This window comes from Mesorhizobium sp. M0633 (assembly GCF_040320645.1).
Classification (GTDB): domain Bacteria; phylum Pseudomonadota; class Alphaproteobacteria; order Rhizobiales; family Rhizobiaceae; genus Mesorhizobium.
Genome location: NZ_JAMYQC010000003.1, coordinates 291,807 through 310,522 on the forward strand (window position 1 = coordinate 291,807; position 18,716 = coordinate 310,522).

Annotated in this window: 16 protein-coding genes and 1 riboswitch; of the genes, 4 read left to right on the plus strand and 12 right to left on the minus strand. The window is 63.3% G+C overall.

Annotation, left to right across the window (positions count from 1 at the left end; translation table 11 throughout):
* The first annotated feature begins 89 nt into the window (after positions 1 to 89).
* Complete coding sequence (locus tag NKI47_RS04970) at positions 90 to 1,211, plus strand: DUF2336 domain-containing protein (protein WP_352587957.1); 1,122 nt, start codon at positions 90 to 92, stop codon at positions 1,209 to 1,211.
* On the opposite strand, the gene NKI47_RS04975 is transcribed toward NKI47_RS04970, so the two are convergent.
* Positions 1,208 to 3,274, minus strand: coding sequence for an FUSC family protein (locus NKI47_RS04975; protein WP_352587959.1), 2,067 nt, complete (start codon positions 3,272 to 3,274; stop codon positions 1,208 to 1,210). The two genes, NKI47_RS04970 and NKI47_RS04975, sit on opposite strands and share 4 nt — an antisense overlap.
* 42 nt (positions 3,275 to 3,316) lie before the next feature.
* Positions 3,317 to 5,368, minus strand: coding sequence for a DNA topoisomerase IV subunit B (gene parE / locus NKI47_RS04980; protein ID WP_352587961.1), 2,052 nt, complete (start codon positions 5,366 to 5,368; stop codon positions 3,317 to 3,319).
* Positions 5,369 to 5,641: 273 nt separating this feature from the next.
* On the opposite strand from parE, the gene NKI47_RS04985 reads away from it, so the two are divergent.
* On the plus strand, positions 5,642 to 6,811 hold the full coding sequence (locus NKI47_RS04985; protein WP_352587964.1) for a GGDEF domain-containing protein: 1,170 nt from the start codon (positions 5,642 to 5,644) through the stop codon (positions 6,809 to 6,811).
* 72 nt (positions 6,812 to 6,883) lie between these two features.
* On the opposite strand, the gene gcvP is transcribed toward NKI47_RS04985, so the two are convergent.
* Genes gcvP through gcvT form a run of 3 tightly spaced genes read right to left on the minus strand, consistent with a single transcriptional unit; the run spans position 6,884 to position 11,203 of the window.
* Positions 6,884 to 9,694: an aminomethyl-transferring glycine dehydrogenase gene (gene gcvP / locus NKI47_RS04990; protein ID WP_352587967.1), complete on the minus strand. Its 2,811-nt coding sequence runs from the start codon at positions 9,692 to 9,694 to the stop codon at positions 6,884 to 6,886.
* 16 nt (positions 9,695 to 9,710) lie between these two features.
* Positions 9,711 to 10,079, minus strand: coding sequence for a glycine cleavage system protein GcvH (gcvH, locus tag NKI47_RS04995; RefSeq protein WP_352587970.1), 369 nt, complete (start codon positions 10,077 to 10,079; stop codon positions 9,711 to 9,713).
* Between the two features lie 5 nt (positions 10,080 to 10,084).
* Positions 10,085 to 11,203, minus strand: a complete 1,119-nt coding sequence (gene gcvT / locus NKI47_RS05000; RefSeq protein ID WP_352587973.1) for a glycine cleavage system aminomethyltransferase GcvT — start codon at positions 11,201 to 11,203, stop codon at positions 10,085 to 10,087.
* Between the two features lie 148 nt (positions 11,204 to 11,351).
* Positions 11,352 to 11,438: riboswitch (glycine riboswitch) on the minus strand.
* Positions 11,439 to 11,642: 204 nt separating this feature from the next.
* Here gcvT and NKI47_RS05005 point away from each other — a divergent pair.
* On the plus strand, positions 11,643 to 12,641 hold the full coding sequence (locus NKI47_RS05005) for a hypothetical protein (RefSeq protein WP_352587976.1): 999 nt from the start codon (positions 11,643 to 11,645) through the stop codon (positions 12,639 to 12,641).
* Between the two features lie 556 nt (positions 12,642 to 13,197).
* Here the strand turns inward: NKI47_RS05005 and NKI47_RS05010 are convergent.
* Positions 13,198 to 14,016 carry a transporter substrate-binding domain-containing protein gene (locus NKI47_RS05010; protein ID WP_023678861.1) on the minus strand — a complete coding sequence of 273 codons (819 nt, stop codon included), beginning with the start codon at positions 14,014 to 14,016 and terminating at the stop codon, positions 13,198 to 13,200.
* Between the two features lie 98 nt (positions 14,017 to 14,114).
* On the opposite strand from NKI47_RS05010, the gene NKI47_RS05015 reads away from it, so the two are divergent.
* Positions 14,115 to 14,717, plus strand: coding sequence for a DUF3011 domain-containing protein (locus NKI47_RS05015; RefSeq protein WP_352587979.1), 603 nt, complete (start codon positions 14,115 to 14,117; stop codon positions 14,715 to 14,717).
* 23 nt (positions 14,718 to 14,740) lie between these two features.
* On the opposite strand, the gene NKI47_RS05020 is transcribed toward NKI47_RS05015, so the two are convergent.
* The 6 genes from NKI47_RS05020 to NKI47_RS05045 all read right to left on the minus strand — a co-directional run bounded on the left by NKI47_RS05020 (position 14,741) and on the right by NKI47_RS05045 (position 18,612).
* Positions 14,741 to 15,550 carry a molybdopterin-binding protein gene (locus tag NKI47_RS05020; protein ID WP_352587982.1) on the minus strand — a complete coding sequence of 270 codons (810 nt, stop codon included), beginning with the start codon at positions 15,548 to 15,550 and terminating at the stop codon, positions 14,741 to 14,743.
* Between the two features lies 1 nt (position 15,551).
* Positions 15,552 to 16,430 carry a cytochrome b/b6 domain-containing protein gene (locus NKI47_RS05025; protein WP_352587985.1) on the minus strand — a complete coding sequence of 293 codons (879 nt, stop codon included), beginning with the start codon at positions 16,428 to 16,430 and terminating at the stop codon, positions 15,552 to 15,554.
* Positions 16,431 to 16,532: 102 nt separating this feature from the next.
* Complete coding sequence (locus tag NKI47_RS05030) at positions 16,533 to 17,210, minus strand: DUF1345 domain-containing protein (protein WP_352587988.1); 678 nt, start codon at positions 17,208 to 17,210, stop codon at positions 16,533 to 16,535.
* Between the two features lie 5 nt (positions 17,211 to 17,215).
* On the minus strand, positions 17,216 to 17,683 hold the full coding sequence (locus NKI47_RS05035) for a YaiI/YqxD family protein (protein WP_352454435.1): 468 nt from the start codon (positions 17,681 to 17,683) through the stop codon (positions 17,216 to 17,218).
* 66 nt (positions 17,684 to 17,749) lie between these two features.
* A complete protein-coding gene (gfa, locus tag NKI47_RS05040) occupies positions 17,750 to 18,319 on the minus strand; it encodes an S-(hydroxymethyl)glutathione synthase (RefSeq protein WP_352579655.1) in 570 nt (189 codons plus the stop codon).
* Between the two features lie 20 nt (positions 18,320 to 18,339).
* On the minus strand, positions 18,340 to 18,612 hold the full coding sequence (locus NKI47_RS05045; RefSeq protein ID WP_352587991.1) for a hypothetical protein: 273 nt from the start codon (positions 18,610 to 18,612) through the stop codon (positions 18,340 to 18,342).
* Positions 18,613 to 18,716: the final 104 nt, after the last annotated feature.

Here is an 18,716-nt window from a genome sequence, read left to right on the forward strand (position 1 = left end):
ACGAACATGGTGAACCGTTCGTAAACCATTTGTGCCTACGGTCTCCGCCAGGGTCAGAAGCGTTCTGGCAAGGGGCGTAAGCAGGCGACATGGTCGTTTCGCATTTCCTGAAATGGATCCATACGGCGAAGGTGTCGGAGCGTGCTGCGGCGGCAAGCGCGCTGGCTCGCGCCTATGTCGACTCGGAGCTGCCTTTCGAGGACCGCTGCGCTGCCGAGGCGGCGCTGACGTTGCTGCTCGATGACGTATCGTCGAAGGTGCGGCTGGCGATCGCCGACGCGCTTTCCATGAGCCATCATGCGCCGCCGCAGATCGTCAGCGCGCTGGCCTCGGACCAACCGGAAGTCGCAGCCTTGGTGCTGGCGCGCTCGCCGCTGCTCACCGATGCCGACCTGATCGATCGGGTTGCCGGCGCCCAGAAAGCGACGCAGAGGGTGATCGCCGACCGGCCGCGTGTCTCGATGTCGGTTGCGGCGGCGATCGCCGAGATCGGTGAGCCGGAGGCTTGCACCACGCTGCTCGCCAACAGCGGCGCCGACATCGCATCCGTCAGCTTTCGCCGCATGGCCGAGCGGCACGGCCATCTGCCTCTAGTGCGCGAGGCGCTGATTGCCGACGCGCGCCTGCCCGCCGACTGCCGGCATATGCTGCTGGTCAAGCTCGGGGAGATGCTCAAGGGGTCGCCGCTGGTGCTGGCGCTGATGGGCGCCGCCAGGGCCGAGCGCGTCACGCGCGATGCTTGCATCAAGGCTTCGGTGACGCTGATCGAAGGCACGCGGACAGAGGAACATACCGCACTTGTCGAACATCTGCGCCTGCGCGGCGACCTGACCGCAAGCTTCGTCGTCCGCACCATTGCGCACGGCAAGGTCGACTTCTTTGGTTCGGCGCTGGTCGCGCTCAGCCAACGGTCCGAACAACGGGTGAGAGCACTGCTGGCCGGCGGGCATGACATAGCGTTGCAGGCACTGTTCCGCAGCGCCGGGCTTGCCGCCGCCACCCACGCCATCATTCTGCGCGCGCTGAAGGTCTGGCGCGAGGTCGCCAATGGCAAACGCCTCGCCGGCGTCCAGGAAGTCAGTTGGCTGATGCTGAAGGAATTGGGCGGACAGTCCGCCGAAGGCGATCTCGCCGGGCTGGTCAAATCGATCCATCTCGACGCGCTGCGCGAGAACGCACGCGGGCACGCGCTGGCGATCGCTGCTGCCTAAACCCGGTCTTTCGCGAAAAAATCCGGAAAATCCTCGATCGCGGCGGCGATGATGCGCAGCGAGGCGGCGATCTGCAGCATTTCGGCCGCGACGCTGCGCTCCGCGATGCCTGCTGCATACTGCCTGGCGACTGCGACGGTCGCCGTCTGCGGCTCGCCGACGCGCCTGAACAGCAGTTCGCGTGCCAGCCCGCGCAGGAAATTGGTGATGGAAAGTGCCGTTTCGGATGGCATCGTGGAACTTTGCTGCGCGTTGCGCAGCCGCAGGATTTCGAGGCCGACGGTAACCGCAGCTATGCCGCCGCCGAGAACCGCATCGCCTTTCTTGCCGGCGTTCTGCAGCAGTGGCATCAACTGGTTGATCCGGTCGTAGGCAAGGCTTTCGAAGGCCGATCGCCGCGGTAGGCGGTCGTGCAGGCAAAGGCGTGCAAGATCTTCGCGCATGGTTTGCAGGATGCGGTTGACTGTAACCCAGGGGTCGGCGGGCAGCACGACGGCGAAGACGCCGATCGCCAGAAGAATGCCGACAAGGACCGCTGCCGAATTGGCGAGGAACGGCTCCGGATCGTAGGTCATGACCTGATGTGGGCTGAGGAAGGCGAGGAAATTGATCGCAAAGGCCGTTGCCACGCCGACATAGCGCGGATTGGCCATGCCCAGTGCCGCTGGCACCAGGATCGGCACGACAAAGACCATGAACCATCCGAAGCCTGGCAAAGCCGGAAGCGCCAACTGGCCGATGAGAAACGCAAAGGGCAGGGCGAGCAACGTGCCCTCGAAGAAGTTCCATGCCGACCGGATCGGATCGGGGCGAGCGGCGAACAGGCTGGAGACGACGGCGACCAGAATGACCGTGCCGGTCGCGTCCGACCATTTCGTCGCCAGCCAGAAGCCGGCGACCAGGAGCGTGGCGATTGCTGCGCGCACGGCATTGCGCGATGCCGCACGGTAATCGCGGTGCACCACCAGCGCTGGCTGCCGCCGTTCGCGACTGGCACGAGACGGGGGAGAGCGGAGTGCATCCAGGCCGCGCAGCACTTGCTGCATTGCCTCGGCGAAGTCGGCGGCAATGGTTAGGCGGGTGACAGTGCCAGCCCAGTCAATGTCTTGCCCGGCCGCGATGTCAGGCATCTGCCGTGCCTTGCCGGCGATTGCGTCGAGCCGCGCCACCCAGGGCGCCGTATCGTCCAGCGCGCCCGGCTTGGCTACCAGTTCGCCGACAACGGCCTGCAACTCGGCGCGAACGGGGATGAGGGCTGCATTCTTCGGCGCGGCGTGGGCATGCAGCGCACGCGCCGCCGACAGGGCCGACAGAAGCTGGCCGATGGTACGCCGGACCGGATAGGCGCGGGTGGCGAGGCTCGGCCCCTCCAGCCTTGCGTAGGTGCGCATCTCGCCGAGCGTCTGGACGTCGCCGATCAGCTTGCGGTGCAGCCCGGCAAGCTTTTCCGCATCGCCGCCGGAAAAAGCGCCGTCCGCATAGGCCGCCAGGTCGAGAATGCTGCGTTTCAGTCTTGAGATGATGGCGTCGGCGGCCAGTTTCGGCAGGATCAGCCGGCTGGTCAGCGCAGCGCAGACGATACCAAGCACGATTTCCGCGCAGCGCGCCACGGCGAGATCGATGACGAGGTGCGGCTGGCCGAAAGCCGCCAGGCCGATGATCATCGCGGTGTAGCCGGCAAGCGCCGCGCCATAGGCTTCCGGATTGCGTAGCAGCGACGAGACCAGCGAGCAGATGCCGATCCAGCCGGCAAGAACTGCAACCAGCAACCACGGGTTGGCATCGAAAACAGTGGTAATGCCGATCGCCGCCAGCGCGCCGGCAAGCGTGCCGAGGAGACGATAAAACCCCTTCGCCAGCACCATGCCGGCGACCGGCTGTGCGACGATGAACACCGTCATCATCGCCCATTGCGGGTGGTCGAGCTTCAGCGCATAGGCGGCCAAAATCGCGATGAGGCCGGCCGAAACGGTGCGCAGGGCAAAGATCCAGTCCGAGCGCGTCGGCCGCGTCAGGCCAGCGATCCGCGTGCCGATATCGTCCTTCAGCCGCGCCCAGGTCAAGTGCTCGTCTCCAGCTCAGAAGGCCAAGCTAGCGGCGGGAGCTCAGATATCCAGCACTTCCGTCTCGGCGAATTCCGCGCGTTCCTGGATGAACCGGAAACGGGCCTCGGGCTTGGTCCCCATCAATGCGTCGACCGCATCCTTGGTCGCCGCCTCGGCATCGATAACGTCGACCCTGAGCAGCGTGCGCTTTTTCGGGTCCATGGTGGTTTCCTTGAGCTGGGCGGCCATCATTTCGCCCAGCCCCTTGAAGCGGCCGATTTCGATCTTGCCGCGCCCGGTGAATTCGGTGCGCAGGAGTTCGTCCTTGTGCGCGTCGTTGCGGGCATAGGCGACCTTGCCGCCTTGCCGGATCGAATAAAGCGGCGGCACCGCCAGATAGAGATGGCCGCCGCGGACCAGGCTTGGCATCTCCTGGTAGAAAAAGGTGATCAGCAGCGAGGCGATATGGGCGCCGTCGACGTCGGCATCGGTCATGATGATGACCCGGTCGTAACGCAGGTCCTCGTCGCGGTATCTCGAGCGCGTGCCGCAGCCAAGCGCCTGGATGAGGTCGGATATCTGCTGGTTGGCGGCAAGCTTGTCGTTGCCGGCGCTGGCGACGTTGAGGATCTTGCCGCGCAGGGGCAGCACCGCCTGGCTGGCGCGGTCGCGCGCCTGCTTTGCCGAACCGCCCGCCGAATCGCCCTCGACGATGAACAGCTCGGCACCGGCGGCGGCATTCTGCGTGCAGTCGGCGAGCTTGCCGGGCAGGCGCAGCTTGCGCACCGCACTCTTGCGCGACACTTCCTTTTCCTGGCGGCGGCGCACCCGCTCGTCGGCGCGCGCGATCACCCATTCGAGCAGTTTCGAAGCCTCCTGCGGATTGTCGGCCAGCCAGTGGTCGAACGGGTCGCGGATGGCGCTTTCGACGATGCGGATCGCCTCGATCGTCGCCAGCCTGTCCTTGGTCTGGCCGACGAATTCCGGTTCGCGGATGAACACCGACAGCATGCCCGCCGCCGAGATCATCACATCCTCGGAAGTGACGATCGAGGCGCGCTTGTTGCCGACCAGGTCGGCATAAGCGCGCAAGCCGCGCGTCAGGACGTTGCGGAAGCCGGCCTCATGCGTGCCGCCTTCGGCGGTCGGAATGGTGTTGCAATAGGAATTGATAAAACCGTCGCCGCCGAACCAGGTTACCGCCCATTCGAGCGAACCGTGGCCACCCTGCTTCTCGCTCTTACCGGCAAACATTTCACGGGTGACCTGGAATTCGTCGCCGAGCGAGGCTTTCAGATAATCCTTGAGGCCGCCCGGAAAATGGAATTCTGCCTTGGCCGGCGTCGTGTCCTTTTCCTTGATCAGCGACGGATCGCAGGTCCAGCGGATTTCGACACCGCCGAACAGATAGGCCTTTGACCGCGCCATGCGGTAGAGCCGCGCCGGCTCGAAAGCAGCACCCTTGCCGAAAATCTGCTCGTCTGGATGGAAGCGGATCTTCGTGCCGCGGCGGTTGTGCACCTCGCCGAGCTGCTCCAGGCCGGTCACCGGAACGCCTCGCGAGAAGCGCTGGCGATAGAGCTTGCGCCCAATCGCGACCTCGACCTCGAGATGGTCGGACAGCGCGTTGACCACGGAAACGCCGACACCGTGCAGGCCGCCGGACGTCTCGTAAACCTTGCTGTCGAACTTGCCGCCTGAATGCAGCGTCGTCATGATGAGTTCGAGCGCCGGCTTCTTGAATTTCGGGTGCGGATCGACCGGAATGCCGCGGCCGTTGTCGGTGACGGACAGGTATCCGTTGGCGGACAGCTCGACATCGATGAAAGTCGCATGGCCGGCGACCGCCTCGTCCATCGAATTGTCGATGACTTCGGCGAACAGATGGTGCATCGCCTTGTCGTCGGTGCCGCCAATGTACATGCCCGGGCGCCGTCGCACCGGCTCCAGCCCCTCCAGCACTTCGATGTCGGCGGCACTATAGCTCTCGCTGGCGTCGCGGGGCGCCGGCCGCTTCGCCGCCTGCACCAGCGGGTCGGCCGGGCGCGCGGCGGCGCGAGCCGGTTGCGGCTGCTTGTCCAATTTGGCGAAAAGATCGTTATTGTCGTCCATGCCGATCCTGGATTCCGATGCTGCGAATCACCACCCGATACTGCCACGCTTTTCGCGGGCAGGCGACGGAGGTTCCTGTTACGTTCGAGGATAGAGCCTCTTACTGCAAAACCATTCGACAGCCAAGCGGCGGAAATGGGGTCGAAGCCTGGAGCATCGACGCTTTGTAAACCTTGTCCGAAGGTTACGCCGCAAGGTTGGCTGAAAAACGATATCCGCGAACTGTCGCTGACCTAGAATGCAGTGGAACCCTCAAGAGGCTGTCGCTTAAGCATGTTGGATTACAGTTCGCTTCTGCTCGCGGCGGCGCTGTCGGGCACGTGCCTTAGCATCACCATGTTTGCGATCTGGTTCAGCGCGCCACAGGCACGCTTTGTGCTGACGGTGGCCTGCGGCATTCTCGTGCTGGTCGCACATGTCGTGTTGTTCTGGCATTACACCAGGGATCCAAGCGCCTGGCTTTGCCAGATCGTGCTTGTGCTTCTCAGCCTCGGCTTCCTGATCATCTGCCTGTCGGCCATGCAATATCTCGGCATAGGCGACTACAGGCGAGCCATCTTGCCGACCTTGGTTGCGATGGCCGTTTGCGCGGGCGCGACGTATCTCGGGTTTGATGGTGTCGGCTTCATTGTCACCTACGCGACGGTAACGGCGCTGCTCTCGCTCATCGGGGCGATGTTCTGGATTGAGGGTGGTCACGATCGCCGGATATTGCTGGTCGTCTCGTTCCTGAGCGGCGTCTGTGCGCTGTCGTTCGGACTTTGCGGCGCGGTCCTGCTGGTCACGGGCCAATGGGTGCTGGGTGTTGCGCCCGACAATTGGGCCGAGCGGGTGAATTCCGTCGTGGCCGTCGCCTGCATGACCGGGCTCGGCGCATTGACGCTCTCCCTGCACCATTTGCAGGCGCAGATCGAATTGAAGGCCGAGACGATGACCGATCCATTGACCGGGCTGATGAATCGGCGGGCGTTGACGGCACTCTACGGCGAGCGGGTCTTCGGCCCGTTCATGTCCGTCGCCATGTTCGACCTCGACCATTTCAAGAGGACGAACGACGTATTCGGTCACCCGGTCGGCGACCAGGTCCTGCGCCGCTTTGCCGCCGTCATCAGGAAATACGCCCGGACCGGCGTCGACGCCTTCCGGTTGGGCGGCGAGGAATTCGTGCTCGTCATGTCGCGGATGACGGAAGAGAAGGCCTATGACATTGCGAGCAAGATCAGCGTCGCCTTCGGCACGGAAGTCGTGGCCACCCAACTCGGTCCGTTGCGAAGCACAGTCAGCGGCGGCATCGGCTTTGGCGGAACAAACGGCACCGGTCTCGACGATGTGCTGGCCGAAGCCGACGCAGCACTCTATGCGGCAAAGCGCGCCGGGCGAAATCGCGTCGTCGTCCGGGACCGGGCGAGCAAGGCCGACGGGCCGGCCTTGCGTTCTGCCTGATTGAGGTTTCTATCTTCTTGTTAGACCCATGATCTTGTCCGAAAACCGGATTCCACTTTTCGGGATCATGATCTATTCCGCCGCACCCAGATATTCCGACAGCGGCGGGCAGGAGCAGACAAGGTTGCGGTCGCCGGCGACATTGTCGATGCGCGACACCGGCGGCCAGTATTTTGCCGCCGTGTCGGCATCGCCGGCGGGGTAGGCCGCCTCCAGGCGCGAATAGGGATGGGTCCACTGGCCGGCCAACGCCTCGGCGGCGGTGTGTGGCGCGTTGACCAGAGGATTGTCGCCCAACGGCCATTCGCCCTTCGCCACCTTGGCTGCCTCGCCGGCTATGGCGATCATCGCCTCGCAGAAGCGATCCAGCTCGCGCTTGGGCTCGGACTCGGTCGGCTCCACCATCAGTGTGCCGGCCACCGGGAAAGACATGGTCGGTGCATGGAAACCATAGTCGATCAGCCGCTTGGCGATATCGTCGACGCTGATGCCGGCGCTGTCTTTGAGCACGCGGGTGTCGAGGATGCATTCATGCGCAACGCGTCCGTTGCGCCCTTTGTAAAGCAGGGGGAAATGCTCGCCGAGCCGCGTCGCCACATAGTTGGCGGAGATGATCGCCGTCTCGGTCGCCTGCTTCAGGCCGGAAGCGCCCATCATGCGGATATACATCCAGGTGATCGGCAGGATGGAGGCACTGCCGAACGGTGCCGCCGCCACGGCATGGGCCGAGCCTTCGGTGACGTGGCCGGGCAGATATGGCTTCAGGTGCGCCTTGACGCCGATCGGGCCGACGCCGGGGCCGCCGCCGCCATGCGGGATGCAGAAGGTCTTGTGCAGGTTCATGTGGCAGACATCGGCGCCGATATCGCCGGGACGGGCGAGGCCGACCAGCGCGTTGAGGTTGGCGCCGTCGAAATAGACCTGGCCGCCATGGCTGTGGACGAGGGCACAAAGGTCGCGCGCGCCTTCCTCGAAGACGCCATGCGTCGAAGGATAGGTGAACATCAGCGCCGCAAGGTTGTGCGCATGCTCGGCTGCCTTGGCCTGCAGGTCGGCCATGTCGATATTGCCGTCCTCGGTGCAGCGCACGACGACGACGCTCATGCCGGCCATGGCCGCACTTGCCGGATTGGTGCCATGCGCCGAGGACGGGATCAGGCAGACGGTGCGATGGCCTTCGCCGCGCGACAGATGATAGCCGCGAATGGCGAGCAGCCCGGCATATTCGCCCTGGCTGCCGGCATTGGGCTGCAGGGTCACCGCGTCGAAGCCGGTGATCTCGGCCAGCCAGCCTTCCAGCTCGTCGATCATGGCGCGATAGCCTATCGAATGGTTTGCCGGCGCGAAGGGATGCAGGTTGGCGACATCAGGCCAGCTCACCGGCATCATTTCGGCGGCGGCGTTGAGCTTCATGGTGCAGGAGCCGAGCGGGATCATGGCGCGGTCGAGCGCCAGGTCCTTGTCGGCCAGCCGGCGCAGGAAGCGCATCATGTCGGTTTCCGAGTGGTTTTCGCGGAAGACGGGCTGGGTGAGGAACTCCTTGCCGCGCGGTGTTCCTGGCATGGAACTGCCGGCGGCAACGTCGGCCTTGGCGCCGAAAAGCGCTGCGATTGCCTCCAGATCGGCTTCAGTGGAGGTCTCGTCGAAGCTGATGCCGACATGGTCGGCGTCGATGACGCGCAGCAGCCGGCCGGTCTTTTCCGCGGCGGCGGCAATCGCGCCGGCTCTGCCCTTCACTTCCACGGTCACAGTGTCGAAGCGGCTGTCGCCGAGCACCGAAACGCCCGCTGCCTTGAGGCCGGCAGCCAGGCGGTTGGCCAGCGTGTGGACGCGGCCGGCAATCGCCTGCAGCCCGGCAGGGCCATGCCAGATCGCATAGGCCGTCGCCATGTTGGCGAGCAGCGCCTGTGCGGTGCAGATGTTGGACGTCGCCTTGTCGCGGCGGATATGCTGCTCGCGTGTCTGCAAAGCGAGGCGATAACCGGGACGGCCCTTGCTATCCGTCGACTGGCCAACGAGCCGGCCGGGCATCAGCCGCGTCAGCCTGTCGGAGACGGCGCAATAGGCGGCGTGCGGCCCGCCAAAGCCCATCGGCACGCCAAAACGCTGCATCGGGCCGACGGCGATGTCGGCGCCAAGCCTGGCCGGCGCATCGGTCAGCGTCAGGCCAAGCGGGTCGGCGATGAAGACGACCAGCGCGCCGGCCGCGCGGGCCTTGTCGATTGCTGCCTTGTGATCGCCGTAGACGCCGAACGTATCGGGCCAGGAGACCAGCAGGGCGGCGGTGTTGTCGTCGATCACCTCGCCGTCAACCTCGATGCCAAGCGGCTCGGCGCGGGTGCGCACGACGTCCAGCGTCTGCGGGTGCGGCGTGCCGGCCAGTGCCACCTTGGTGCGCTTGTCGCGATGATGGCGCAGCGCAATGCCAACCGCTTCGGCCACCGCCGTCGCCTCGTCGAGCAGCGAGGCCGACGCCACCGGCAGGCCGGTCAGTTCTGTCACCAGCGTCTGGAAGTTGAACAGCATTTCCAGCCGGCCCTGACTGATCTCGGCTTGGTAAGGCGTGTAAGCCGTATACCAGGCCGGGTTCTCGAACAGGTTGCGCTGGATCACCGGCGGCACGTGGACGCCATGATAGCCGGCACCGATGAAGCTCTTCAGCACCGTGTTCTTTGCCATCGTCGCCGCGAGCTCGGTCAGCGCTTCCGCTTCGCTTGCGGGCGCGGGCAGGGCCAGCGGCCGGTCGAGCCGGATCGACTTCGGCACTGCCTGGCTGATCAGGGTCTCGACCGAAGGAACGCCGATCGTCGCCAGCATGGCTCTGACGTCATGGAGGCCCGGGCCGATATGGCGAGCCGAGAAGGGGTAGGGTGCTGCGGTCATCTTCCTGGTCCTGCTATCAACCAATATGGGCTTTGTAAGCGGCTTCATCGAGGAGCCCGTCGAGCTGGCTTTCATTGGCCAGCTTCATCTTCCACAACCAGCCGTCGCTGGTTGCCGCCGAATTGACGAGTGAAGGATCCGATGACAGCGAGGTGTTGGCCTCGGTGATCTCGCCGTCGACCGGCGCGTAGACATCCGATGCGGCCTTGACCGATTCGACCACCACGGCGGTGTCGCCCTTGGCCAGTTTTCTGCCCAGTTCCGGCAGCTCGACGAAGACAAGGTCGCCGAGCTGCTGCTGTGCGTAGTCGGTGATGCCGACCGTGGCGATGCCGCCCTCGACGCGCAGCCATTCGTGATCTTCGGTGAAATAGGTCTTTGCCATTAAAATCATCCTTTGCGATAGCGATGGGGCGTGAAGGGCAAGGGGTGGATGTCGACCGGGATTTTCGTCCCGCGGACATCGGCGAACAGTTTTGCGCCGGATTTGGCAAGCGGCGTCTGGACGTAGCCCATGGCGACCGGATGACCGGCCGAGGGGCCGAAGCCGCCTGAGGTGACATGGCCGGCAGGGTTGCCGTCAGCATCGAAAAGGGCAGCACCGGCGCGCACCGGCTGGCGGCCTTCCGGCTTCAGGCCGACGCGTTTTTGCGCCGGACCACGCTCCAGGATGGCGCGCAGCGCATCGGCGCCGATGAAGGCGCCAGAGGCGCGAACCTCCTTGGGGATGGCCCACATCAGCCCGGCGCTGGCCGGATCGATTTCCGGCGTGATGTCCAGCCCGTGCAGGCACAGTCCGGCTTCGAGCCGCAGGCTGTCGCGGGCGGCAAGGCCGACCCACATCACCCGCTCGTCCTCGAGCAGCCTGGTGACGAGGTTTCTTGCATCCGCTTCGGGCAGGGCGATCTCGAAGCCGTCTTCGCCGGTATAGCCGGACCGGCTCATGAACCATTTTTCGCGCGGCTCGATGCCGTGCATGAACACCAGCGAACCGGTCTCGATGCCGGCGCGGGAAAGGGCAGCCCACGCCTCGGGGCCCTGTATGGCCAGGAAGACGCGGTCGAGCGCATCCACTTTTACATCGAAATCGCCCTCTGCATCGAAATTTTTGGCCAGTGCGCGCAGATGCTTTTCGTCGGCGGCGGCGTTGCCGGCATTGGCGACCATCATGAAGCGCTCGGCGCCGAGCCTGGTGACGATCAGATCGTCCAGAATGCCGGCCGCCTCATTGAGGAAGAACGTGTATTTGGACTGGGAAACCTCAAGCGCGCCGGCATCGAACGGGCAGGCGCGGTTCAGAAGCGCTGCTGCCCCCGTACCGCTGATTTCGAACAGCTTCATGTGCGAGATGTCGAACAGGCCGGCATGCTCACGGCTGTGCAGGTGCTCCTTCATCACGCCGGCCGGATAGGTCAGCGGCATCGACCAGCCGGCGAAGGCGCCAAAGCGCGCACCGGCTGCCATGTGCAGATCTTCGAGGGGGAGCTGTTTGGTGTCGTCGCCCGTCATGTCATCTCCAGAGTCGCACGCAAGCGGCCGCGAATGGCGACCAGTCCGTGCCCCTCTGTCTGAAGCCTGAGAGACTCGCGCCCCGTAACTCTGTCGGCAGCGCTTACACCTTCGGCGCGGGGGCAAGCCCCGACTTTCCAGAGTGTCTTTCCCGTCTACGGTTCTTTTGCCTGAGAGATTTCGGGCGATTTCCCCTTCGGCGGCAGCTCTCGCTGCTCTCTCCCGCAAACAGGTAGGACTCGGTCAGGAGCCCTCGACTCGTCATCCATAGCCCGTGGACGACACCTTGTCACCTGCCGGCGACATTTTTACTGGCAAGTCTTCCGCGGGCCTTCTTTACAGGCAAGCCTTCGCTAACCACGCCGCTTGCCGGTTTCTCAAGACCTTGCCGATATACCGCATAAGGGCCGGCAATTACCGGCGGCGGGCGGGGAAGAAAATGGGCGAATTGATCATGAGCGCGCCGGTGGCCGGGCTGACCTCGAAAAATCGGATCACGGCGGAAGACGTGGTCATGCTGCGCGGCGAAGTGTTCGGCGACGGCGTGGTAACGCGCGGCGAGGCCGAGGCGCTGTTCGCGCTGGATGCAACGGCGAGGGACAAATGCGCAGAATGGCTTGAGTTTTTCGTCGAGGCCGTCACCGATTTCATCGTCCACCAGGAAAAGCCGGCGGGCTATGTTTCGCAGGACAATGCCGACTGGCTGATCCGGACGATTTCGCGCGACGGCATGGTCGACAGCCAGACCGAACTCGAGCTGCTGGTGCATGTGCTGGAAGTTGCCAAATCATCGCCGAGCACGCTTTCCAGCTATGCGCTGGAGCAGGTCGCTCATGCGGTCGTGCACGGCAAGGGGCCGCTGATGACCGGCGGCAGGCTTATCCCTGGGTCGATTGCCAAGGCTGAGGTCGAGCTGTTGCGCCGCATTCTTTACGCCTACGGCGGCGATGGCAACATCGCCATCAGCCGCGCCGAGGCCGAGGTGCTGTTCGAGATCAACGAGCGGACAGCGGCGGCCGACAACGATCCGTCCTGGAACGATCTGTTCGTCAAGGCGATCGCCAATTTCGTCATGTGTTCGGCCGGCTACGAACCGCCGGTGCGCGACGTGGCGCTGCGCCGGGATTCGTTCTACGAGCAGGCCGATCCGGAGATCGGCGGTTTCTTCAGCCGTATGGTGTCGGGTGGCCTGTCCGGCATCATGGAAGCCTATCGCTCACCGGGCGATATCGAAGCCGAATGGGAGTCCAAGAACAAGGCAGCCGAGGCACTGGCCCGCCGGGCCGAGACGGTCGATGCCGGCGAAGCGAAGTGGCTTGCTGAACACATCGGCGACCGGCCGCTGCAGGAGAACGAGCGTGCGCTGCTGACGCTGATCAAGCACGCCTCGCCGGAAATCCATCCGGCGCTCAAGCCGCTGATCGACAAGGTTGCGTGAGCCTTTTACGAGCAACCGAGCGTCACTGCCAACCCTGAAGCGATGCGAACGGACAGGCAGCCAATTAACTGGACAGGCTCAAGTGCATCTCTAGCGACTGATTACAGCCGACGGCGCGCATTAATCTTTCCGAGGGCGGCGACACCAGCCGGTCGTGCCCGGATAGCACAGAGGATCGGATTCGGCGGCATAGACCAAGGTCCGCTACTTCTTGCGCGCCTGTTCTTTGATGAGCTTGCGTCGCTCATCACCGCTCAGCCCACGCTGCGAGCTTTGCTCAAGGATATGCCCCATGCGTGGACTTAGCTTCATACCTTCGACGGCGCTGATTTTGGCGCCTCGACTGCTCGTCAGGACATAGTGTCCGCTCTTTGGCGAGCGATCTAATTTGGGGGAACGACTTTTCATCTGGCAACGCTAGCACATGCCGGCCAAGGGGACCAAAGCGAATTTTGCGGCCGTGAAACAGCTGAATCCGACGATCATGGAGCGAGCGCGCCACTGTCGGTGAAATACGGTCGCTGACCGACAAGGTCGCATAAGCAGTCGCGCGACGCTATTGTTTGGCGGGCTCCGGCTTGGCACTGGTGTCGAAGCGCGACATCCATTTGAAGCTGCCGAACCAGTAGCGGCGCACGCCGCCTATGGTGCCGTCGGCGGTACGCGCGCCGATCCAGTTGTTGACGTATTGGATGAGGCGGACATCGTCCGGGCGCATCGCAAACGCTTCCGGCGTCCGCAACAGCGGGCCGCCCACCATCGTCAACTTCGCGTCATAGAGCCTGGCGGCCATCTGCGGCGTCGGCGACGTCGCGACCATCGCCTGTGCGTCGCCGCCGATGATCGCGGCGAAAACATCTGAGGTATTGTCGAAAGACAGGATGGTCGCCTTGGGAAAAGCTTCCTTCGCGGCGGCTTCATCGGTGGAATTGGACAGCACGGCGATCTTGTATCCCGGCGCCGCCACCGCCTTTCCCGGCCTTTTCCCAAGGCTGGCGATCGTCGCAACCATACGGATATCGGCGGTACCGGTCTGGTTGGAGAACACCACCTCGCGTGCGCGTTCCGGCGTGCTGGCGTAGCCCGCCGCGATCATGTCGAAATCACCCTTGAGCAGTCTTGTCTTGAGGTCGTTCCAGGGCACCTCGACCAGCTTCAGGTCGACGCCGAGATCAGACGCCAGCGCACTGGTCAGGTCGACATCATAGCCGGCGAACTTCCCGTCGGCCTTCTTGAGGATCCATGGCGGGTTGAGCGCCACGCCGATCGTCAGTGTCTTCTGGTCGATGATGCGCTTGAGGCTGTCGTCCGCCCGGGCTGGCAGCAGCGACAAAGCCAACCAAGCAGAAAGGGCAAGTATAGTTGTGGCGATCATCTTAGCGCGCATTAATATAACCTCGCTGAGCCCGTCCGGTTGTCAGATTTACACAGAGGTGCCATTCTGTCGATAGCGGACCCTGATGGAGAGTTGCGATGTCGACACGGATGACGGTTACCGGTTCGATGATGTTCCTGGTTTGCATCCTGGGCAATCCGGCGAAGCTTTCGCTGCTGCCGGCGGCAGCGCAGGCTGCGGGGGCAAAACGCGTGGTCTGCTCCAGCGCCGACTACCGCTATTCCTATTGCGGGATCGATACGCGCCGCGGCGTGCAGTTGACCTCCAGGCTGTCGAAGGCGCGTTGCGTATACGGTAGAAGCTGGGGCTATGACGGCGGCGGCATCTGGGTCGACAATGGTTGCTCGGCCGAATTCGCAGTCGCCGGCCCCAACCGCAATCCCTCTGCTGGCGACGTCGCCGCAGCCATTATCGTCGGCGGCGTGGTAGGCGCCATTCTCGATAACGGCAATTCGCATCGCCATCATTCCGATAATTACTATCCGAAGCCGCGCCCGCGCCGTTACGACCAATTGATCGATCCGACGCCGCAATTCGACAATCAGGGCAACCCCAACTTCGATACCCACGGCAACTACCAGGGACCGCACGGGCTGGGCAAGCTTGTCACCCCTGACGATAATCCTGACCTGAATCCGGCCCTGCGCAACGACGGCGACGACAGCGACGACGACAGTTAGATGAAGCTTGGGTCAGGTTTCGGTCAGATGCCGCCGTACCAGTCGTAGCCATTGTCCTCCCAATAACCGCCTCTGCCGCCGCCGAGATTGGCGAAGCCGTCGACCAGCTCGATCTTGTAGAGGTATTTCGGCATCTTGTAGCCGAGCTGGCGCTCGACGCGGACGCGCAGCGGCGCGCCGTTTTCGACCGGCAACGGCTTGCCGTTGAGGCCATAGGCAAGGATCGTCTGCGGATGACGGGCATCGACCAGGTCGATCGAGCCGTAATATTTGATATCGCCGGCCAGGCTGCGGTCGATCGTGTCGAGACAGTGGAACATGACGTAGCGCGCCTGCGGCTTGACCACTGCCTGGTCGAGCACCAGCGACAGCGGCGTGCCGGTCCATTTGGCAATGCAGCTCCAGCCTTCGACGCAGTCGTGACGGGTGATCTGGGTGCGGCTCGGCATGTTCATCAGCTGCTCGCGGCTCAGCGACAGCGGTTTTTCGACGAGGCCTGAAACCTCCAGCCGCCAGTCGGCGAAATCGCTGGCGAGTAGGCCCTTATAGTAATCGTCGTCGGGCGCGGTGACGCCGTTCGGCCGCTGCGGCTGGCGAATGTCGGCCTCGGTGAACTCCGGCGCCAGCGCGTCACGGCCGGCAAGCAGTCGCTGCGCCCGCCAGGTCAGGCCATTGGCGCTTTCGAGGAAGCTGCGCAGGCTGTCGCCGACGCCAAGCTGGCTGTCGAAGGCGTCGCAGCCCGACAGCATGATGCCGGAAAGGCCGAGGCTGGCCGAGGTCAGGAACTTTCTTCGGCTTATCTGTAGCTTGGGGCTGATCTCGAATTTCGCCATGTCAGGCACTCCTCTCTGGCGCTTTGTCGCCATGCGCCGGCGGGTCGGTTCGGTACCACCCGGTGATGATGGAGCGCAGCTCGTTGATCGGGCCGGCGGCCAGGATCATCAGGATGTGGATAATGAAGAAGGCGACGAGCAGCAGCATCACCGTGAAATGAATGGTGCGCGCCGTCTGCCGGCCGCCGAGCAGATCATTCAGGAACGGCAGCACCGAATCCATGCTCGGCGACATGGCAAGGCCGGTGATGATCATCAGCGGCAGCAGCACGAACAGCACGCCGCCATAGGCCATCTTCTGCAGCGTGTTGTAGTCGCGCGTGTGATGGAACCTGAGCTTGGCGTGCTCGACAATGTCTCGCGGCAGGCGCCTGAAATCATCGAGGCGCGGGGCAAGATCGCGGCGCAAATGGCCGTTGATCAGGCTGGCGACCAGCCAGACCAGCAGCGTGGTGGTCAGCACCCAGGCAAAGAAGAAATGAACGACGCGCGCGGTGCCGAGATCGTAATAGGAAGGGATCGTCGCCCAGGACGGGAAGGCACGGGAGGTCTCCTGGCCGGCCGGACCCGACCAGCCGAGCACGCCAGTGGTATCGAAGCGCTTGCCGAAGATTTCGGTATAGCCGCGCGGGCCAGTCGCCGTATTCTCGGCGCCAATGGCGAAGACGGTGTTGTTGTAGCCAAAACCCGACTCCTTGCCGATGTAGAGCTGTGGGCGGGCGTTAAATATTTGCAGACCGGAAAGCAGCATGAAGAACAGCGCGATCGCCCACAGCCAATGCGTCAGCCGTGTCCAGCGCGACTGCCGATAGATCAGCGTCGCATCACTCGGCGCGGCGGTATCTGCTCCGGCGGCTTGGTTTCTGGCAAGCGATTCCATTTGTTGTTTCCTCCGGCCGCGCGTTCGTCGCGGCCTCGTCAGATCTCTTCTCCTCCCAATACGTCGCCAGCCTAAGCGATGTTTCACCCGATCACGGATTTATTACGGACTGCCGAGGCTGACGGCGAGGTTGACCGCGGCTGCCACGATGACCGTGTTGAAGAAGAACGACAGGATCGAGTGCACAAGCACGACACGGCGCATTTGCGAGGTCGTGATGTTGGTGTCGGCGGTTTGCGCCGTCATGCCGATCACCGTGGCGAAATAGAGGAAATCCGAGCCTTCCGGCCGCTTGCCGCCCGGGAAGTCGAGGCCGCCGACCGGAATTTTCTTTTTTGCGTCGCCACCCATCGCATCGCCATCCAACCAGTAGATATGCGCGTAGTGAAGTGCGGCCATGGCATGGATGGTCAACCAGCCAAGCGGGATAGACAGCAGCGCCACCGTAAGCTCGACGGTGTCCGCGCTCTTCTCCCTGTTGATCAATTGAAACAACGAAATGATGGCAATAGCGACGACAATCAGCGTGACCGCGAAGATGGCCAGTACCGGCAGGTCCGTGTCGCCTGCATTCTTGCGCAGATAGCTGCCGGTAAGCCGCGGCATGTGGGCGATGACAAGAACGAGATAAGCGGCAAAGAACACCTTGGCGCCGATCGAGTAGGCAAGCGGCGCACGCCAGACCAGCGCGGCGCCAAAGGCTGCCACGCCGATGCAGGCCGACACCGCGAACGGCGTGTGGCGTTGCATGGGCATCTTGGTCGGGGTACCAGTCGTCATGGCCTTCAGTCCGCTGACGCGGATTTCAGCGCTCGCCGTAGGATGCGGTCAAGCTCGCCGAGGAACCGCGAGCGATCCTGCGGCGCGAAGCTCGAATTGTAGCCCTTGCTTTCGCCGGTTTCGCGCAGATGCTGCTTGAGATCGCGCATTGCCACCGCCATGCCGATCGTTTCGGGCGTAAACGGGCGTCCGGTCGGACCAAGTACGTGGGCGCCAAGCGCCACCGCACGCGCGGCAAGCGGGATATCGGCGGTCACCACAATGTCGTTGGACCGGGCATTTTCGACGATCCAGTCGTCGGCGGCATCGGCGCCCTTGGAGACGACGACATTGCGGATCATCGGATCGCGCGACGGACGCAAGCCGCCATTGGAGACGAAGGTGACGACGATACCGTGCCGCTCGGCGACTTTTTCGACCTCGGCCTTCACCGGGCAAGCGTCGGCATCGACGAGAATAGCAGGTGCGGGCATCGTTGTTCCAAATGTGAAAGAGCCGGGCGGCGTCGCCCGGCTCGATCGATGATAGTCGAGCGGCCACTAGGCCGGCAACGCGCCGGACCTCTTGGCCGTCCAGGTGGCGATATAGTCCATCAGTCCTGGATTGAGGCAATCATAAGGTTCGAGCCCGATCGACTTCAGCTGTGACCTTATGCCGTCCATGCGGCTCGGATCGACACCGGACTCGATGATCGAAGAGACAAAGGCGGTGAAGCCCGGCGGCGACCAGCCGTCTTCCTGGAAGCGCTCGGGATGAATGAAGGACAGCCCCTTGAAAGCGTGGTCGCGCTCGACCGGGCCGTGCATGTGGACGCCGCAGCCGGTGCAGGCATGGCGCAGGATCAGCGCGCCCGGATCGACGATCTTCAGCTTGTCGGCGTTTTCGGTCACCGTCACGTCGTTTGTACCGGCAACCGCCACGACCGAGAACAGCGCGCCTTCCGGCTTCCAGCATTTGGTGCAGCCGCAGGCATGGTTATGGGCGATCTGGCCCTTGACCTTCACCTTGACCGGATTGCTGGTGCAGGCGCAGACCAGCGTGCCGCCGGCAAAGTCGGCCTTTTCCCGTGGCAGTCCATTGTCGATTTTAGGATGCAGTTTTTCCGGCATTTTTGTTTCCTCCCTTGGTTCTATGCTGGTTCCGTTTCGATTACCGCTTCAGTTTCCATGAAGTGCACCTTTAGCAAGCGGTGCACCTCGGGCAGGCTCCTCTTCAAAAAAGTGTCGCGCACGAGAAAGGTAATTTCATCCACCGCACGATCGATCTCGCCCAAGTCGATCTGAATACGGTTATTATCCCTGAAGCTGCGCCACAGATCCTCTCCGAAATTCTGTATTCGATGGACCTCCGATCTCTCCCAATCGACGAACCGGATACGAACACGAATTCGAACCTCTTTCACTAGTAAACCACCACGCTCCTGATCGACTTGCCTTCATGCATCAGGTCAAAGCCCTTGTTGATGTCCTCGAGCTTCAGCGTGTGGGTGATCATCGGATCGATCTC

Coding starts and splice junctions, on each gene's coding strand:
- NKI47_RS04970 (WP_352587957.1), top strand. CDS start 90: ATGGTCGTTTCGCATTTCCTGAAATGGATCCATACGGCGAAGGTGTCG.
- parE (WP_352587961.1), bottom strand. CDS start 5,368: ATGGACGACAATAACGATCTTTTCGCCAAATTGGACAAGCAGCCGCAA.
- NKI47_RS04985 (WP_352587964.1), top strand. CDS start 5,642: ATGTTGGATTACAGTTCGCTTCTGCTCGCGGCGGCGCTGTCGGGCACG.
- gcvP (WP_352587967.1), bottom strand. CDS start 9,694: ATGACCGCAGCACCCTACCCCTTCTCGGCTCGCCATATCGGCCCGGGC.
- gcvH (WP_352587970.1), bottom strand. CDS start 10,079: ATGGCAAAGACCTATTTCACCGAAGATCACGAATGGCTGCGCGTCGAG.
- gcvT (WP_352587973.1), bottom strand. CDS start 11,203: ATGACGGGCGACGACACCAAACAGCTCCCCCTCGAAGATCTGCACATG.
- NKI47_RS05005 (WP_352587976.1), top strand. CDS start 11,643: ATGGGCGAATTGATCATGAGCGCGCCGGTGGCCGGGCTGACCTCGAAA.
- NKI47_RS05010 (WP_023678861.1), bottom strand. CDS start 14,016: ATGATCGCCACAACTATACTTGCCCTTTCTGCTTGGTTGGCTTTGTCG.
- NKI47_RS05015 (WP_352587979.1), top strand. CDS start 14,115: ATGTCGACACGGATGACGGTTACCGGTTCGATGATGTTCCTGGTTTGC.
- NKI47_RS05020 (WP_352587982.1), bottom strand. CDS start 15,550: ATGGCGAAATTCGAGATCAGCCCCAAGCTACAGATAAGCCGAAGAAAG.
- NKI47_RS05025 (WP_352587985.1), bottom strand. CDS start 16,430: ATGGAATCGCTTGCCAGAAACCAAGCCGCCGGAGCAGATACCGCCGCG.
- NKI47_RS05030 (WP_352587988.1), bottom strand. CDS start 17,210: ATGACGACTGGTACCCCGACCAAGATGCCCATGCAACGCCACACGCCG.
- NKI47_RS05035 (WP_352454435.1), bottom strand. CDS start 17,683: ATGCCCGCACCTGCTATTCTCGTCGATGCCGACGCTTGCCCGGTGAAG.
- gfa (WP_352579655.1), bottom strand. CDS start 18,319: ATGCCGGAAAAACTGCATCCTAAAATCGACAATGGACTGCCACGGGAA.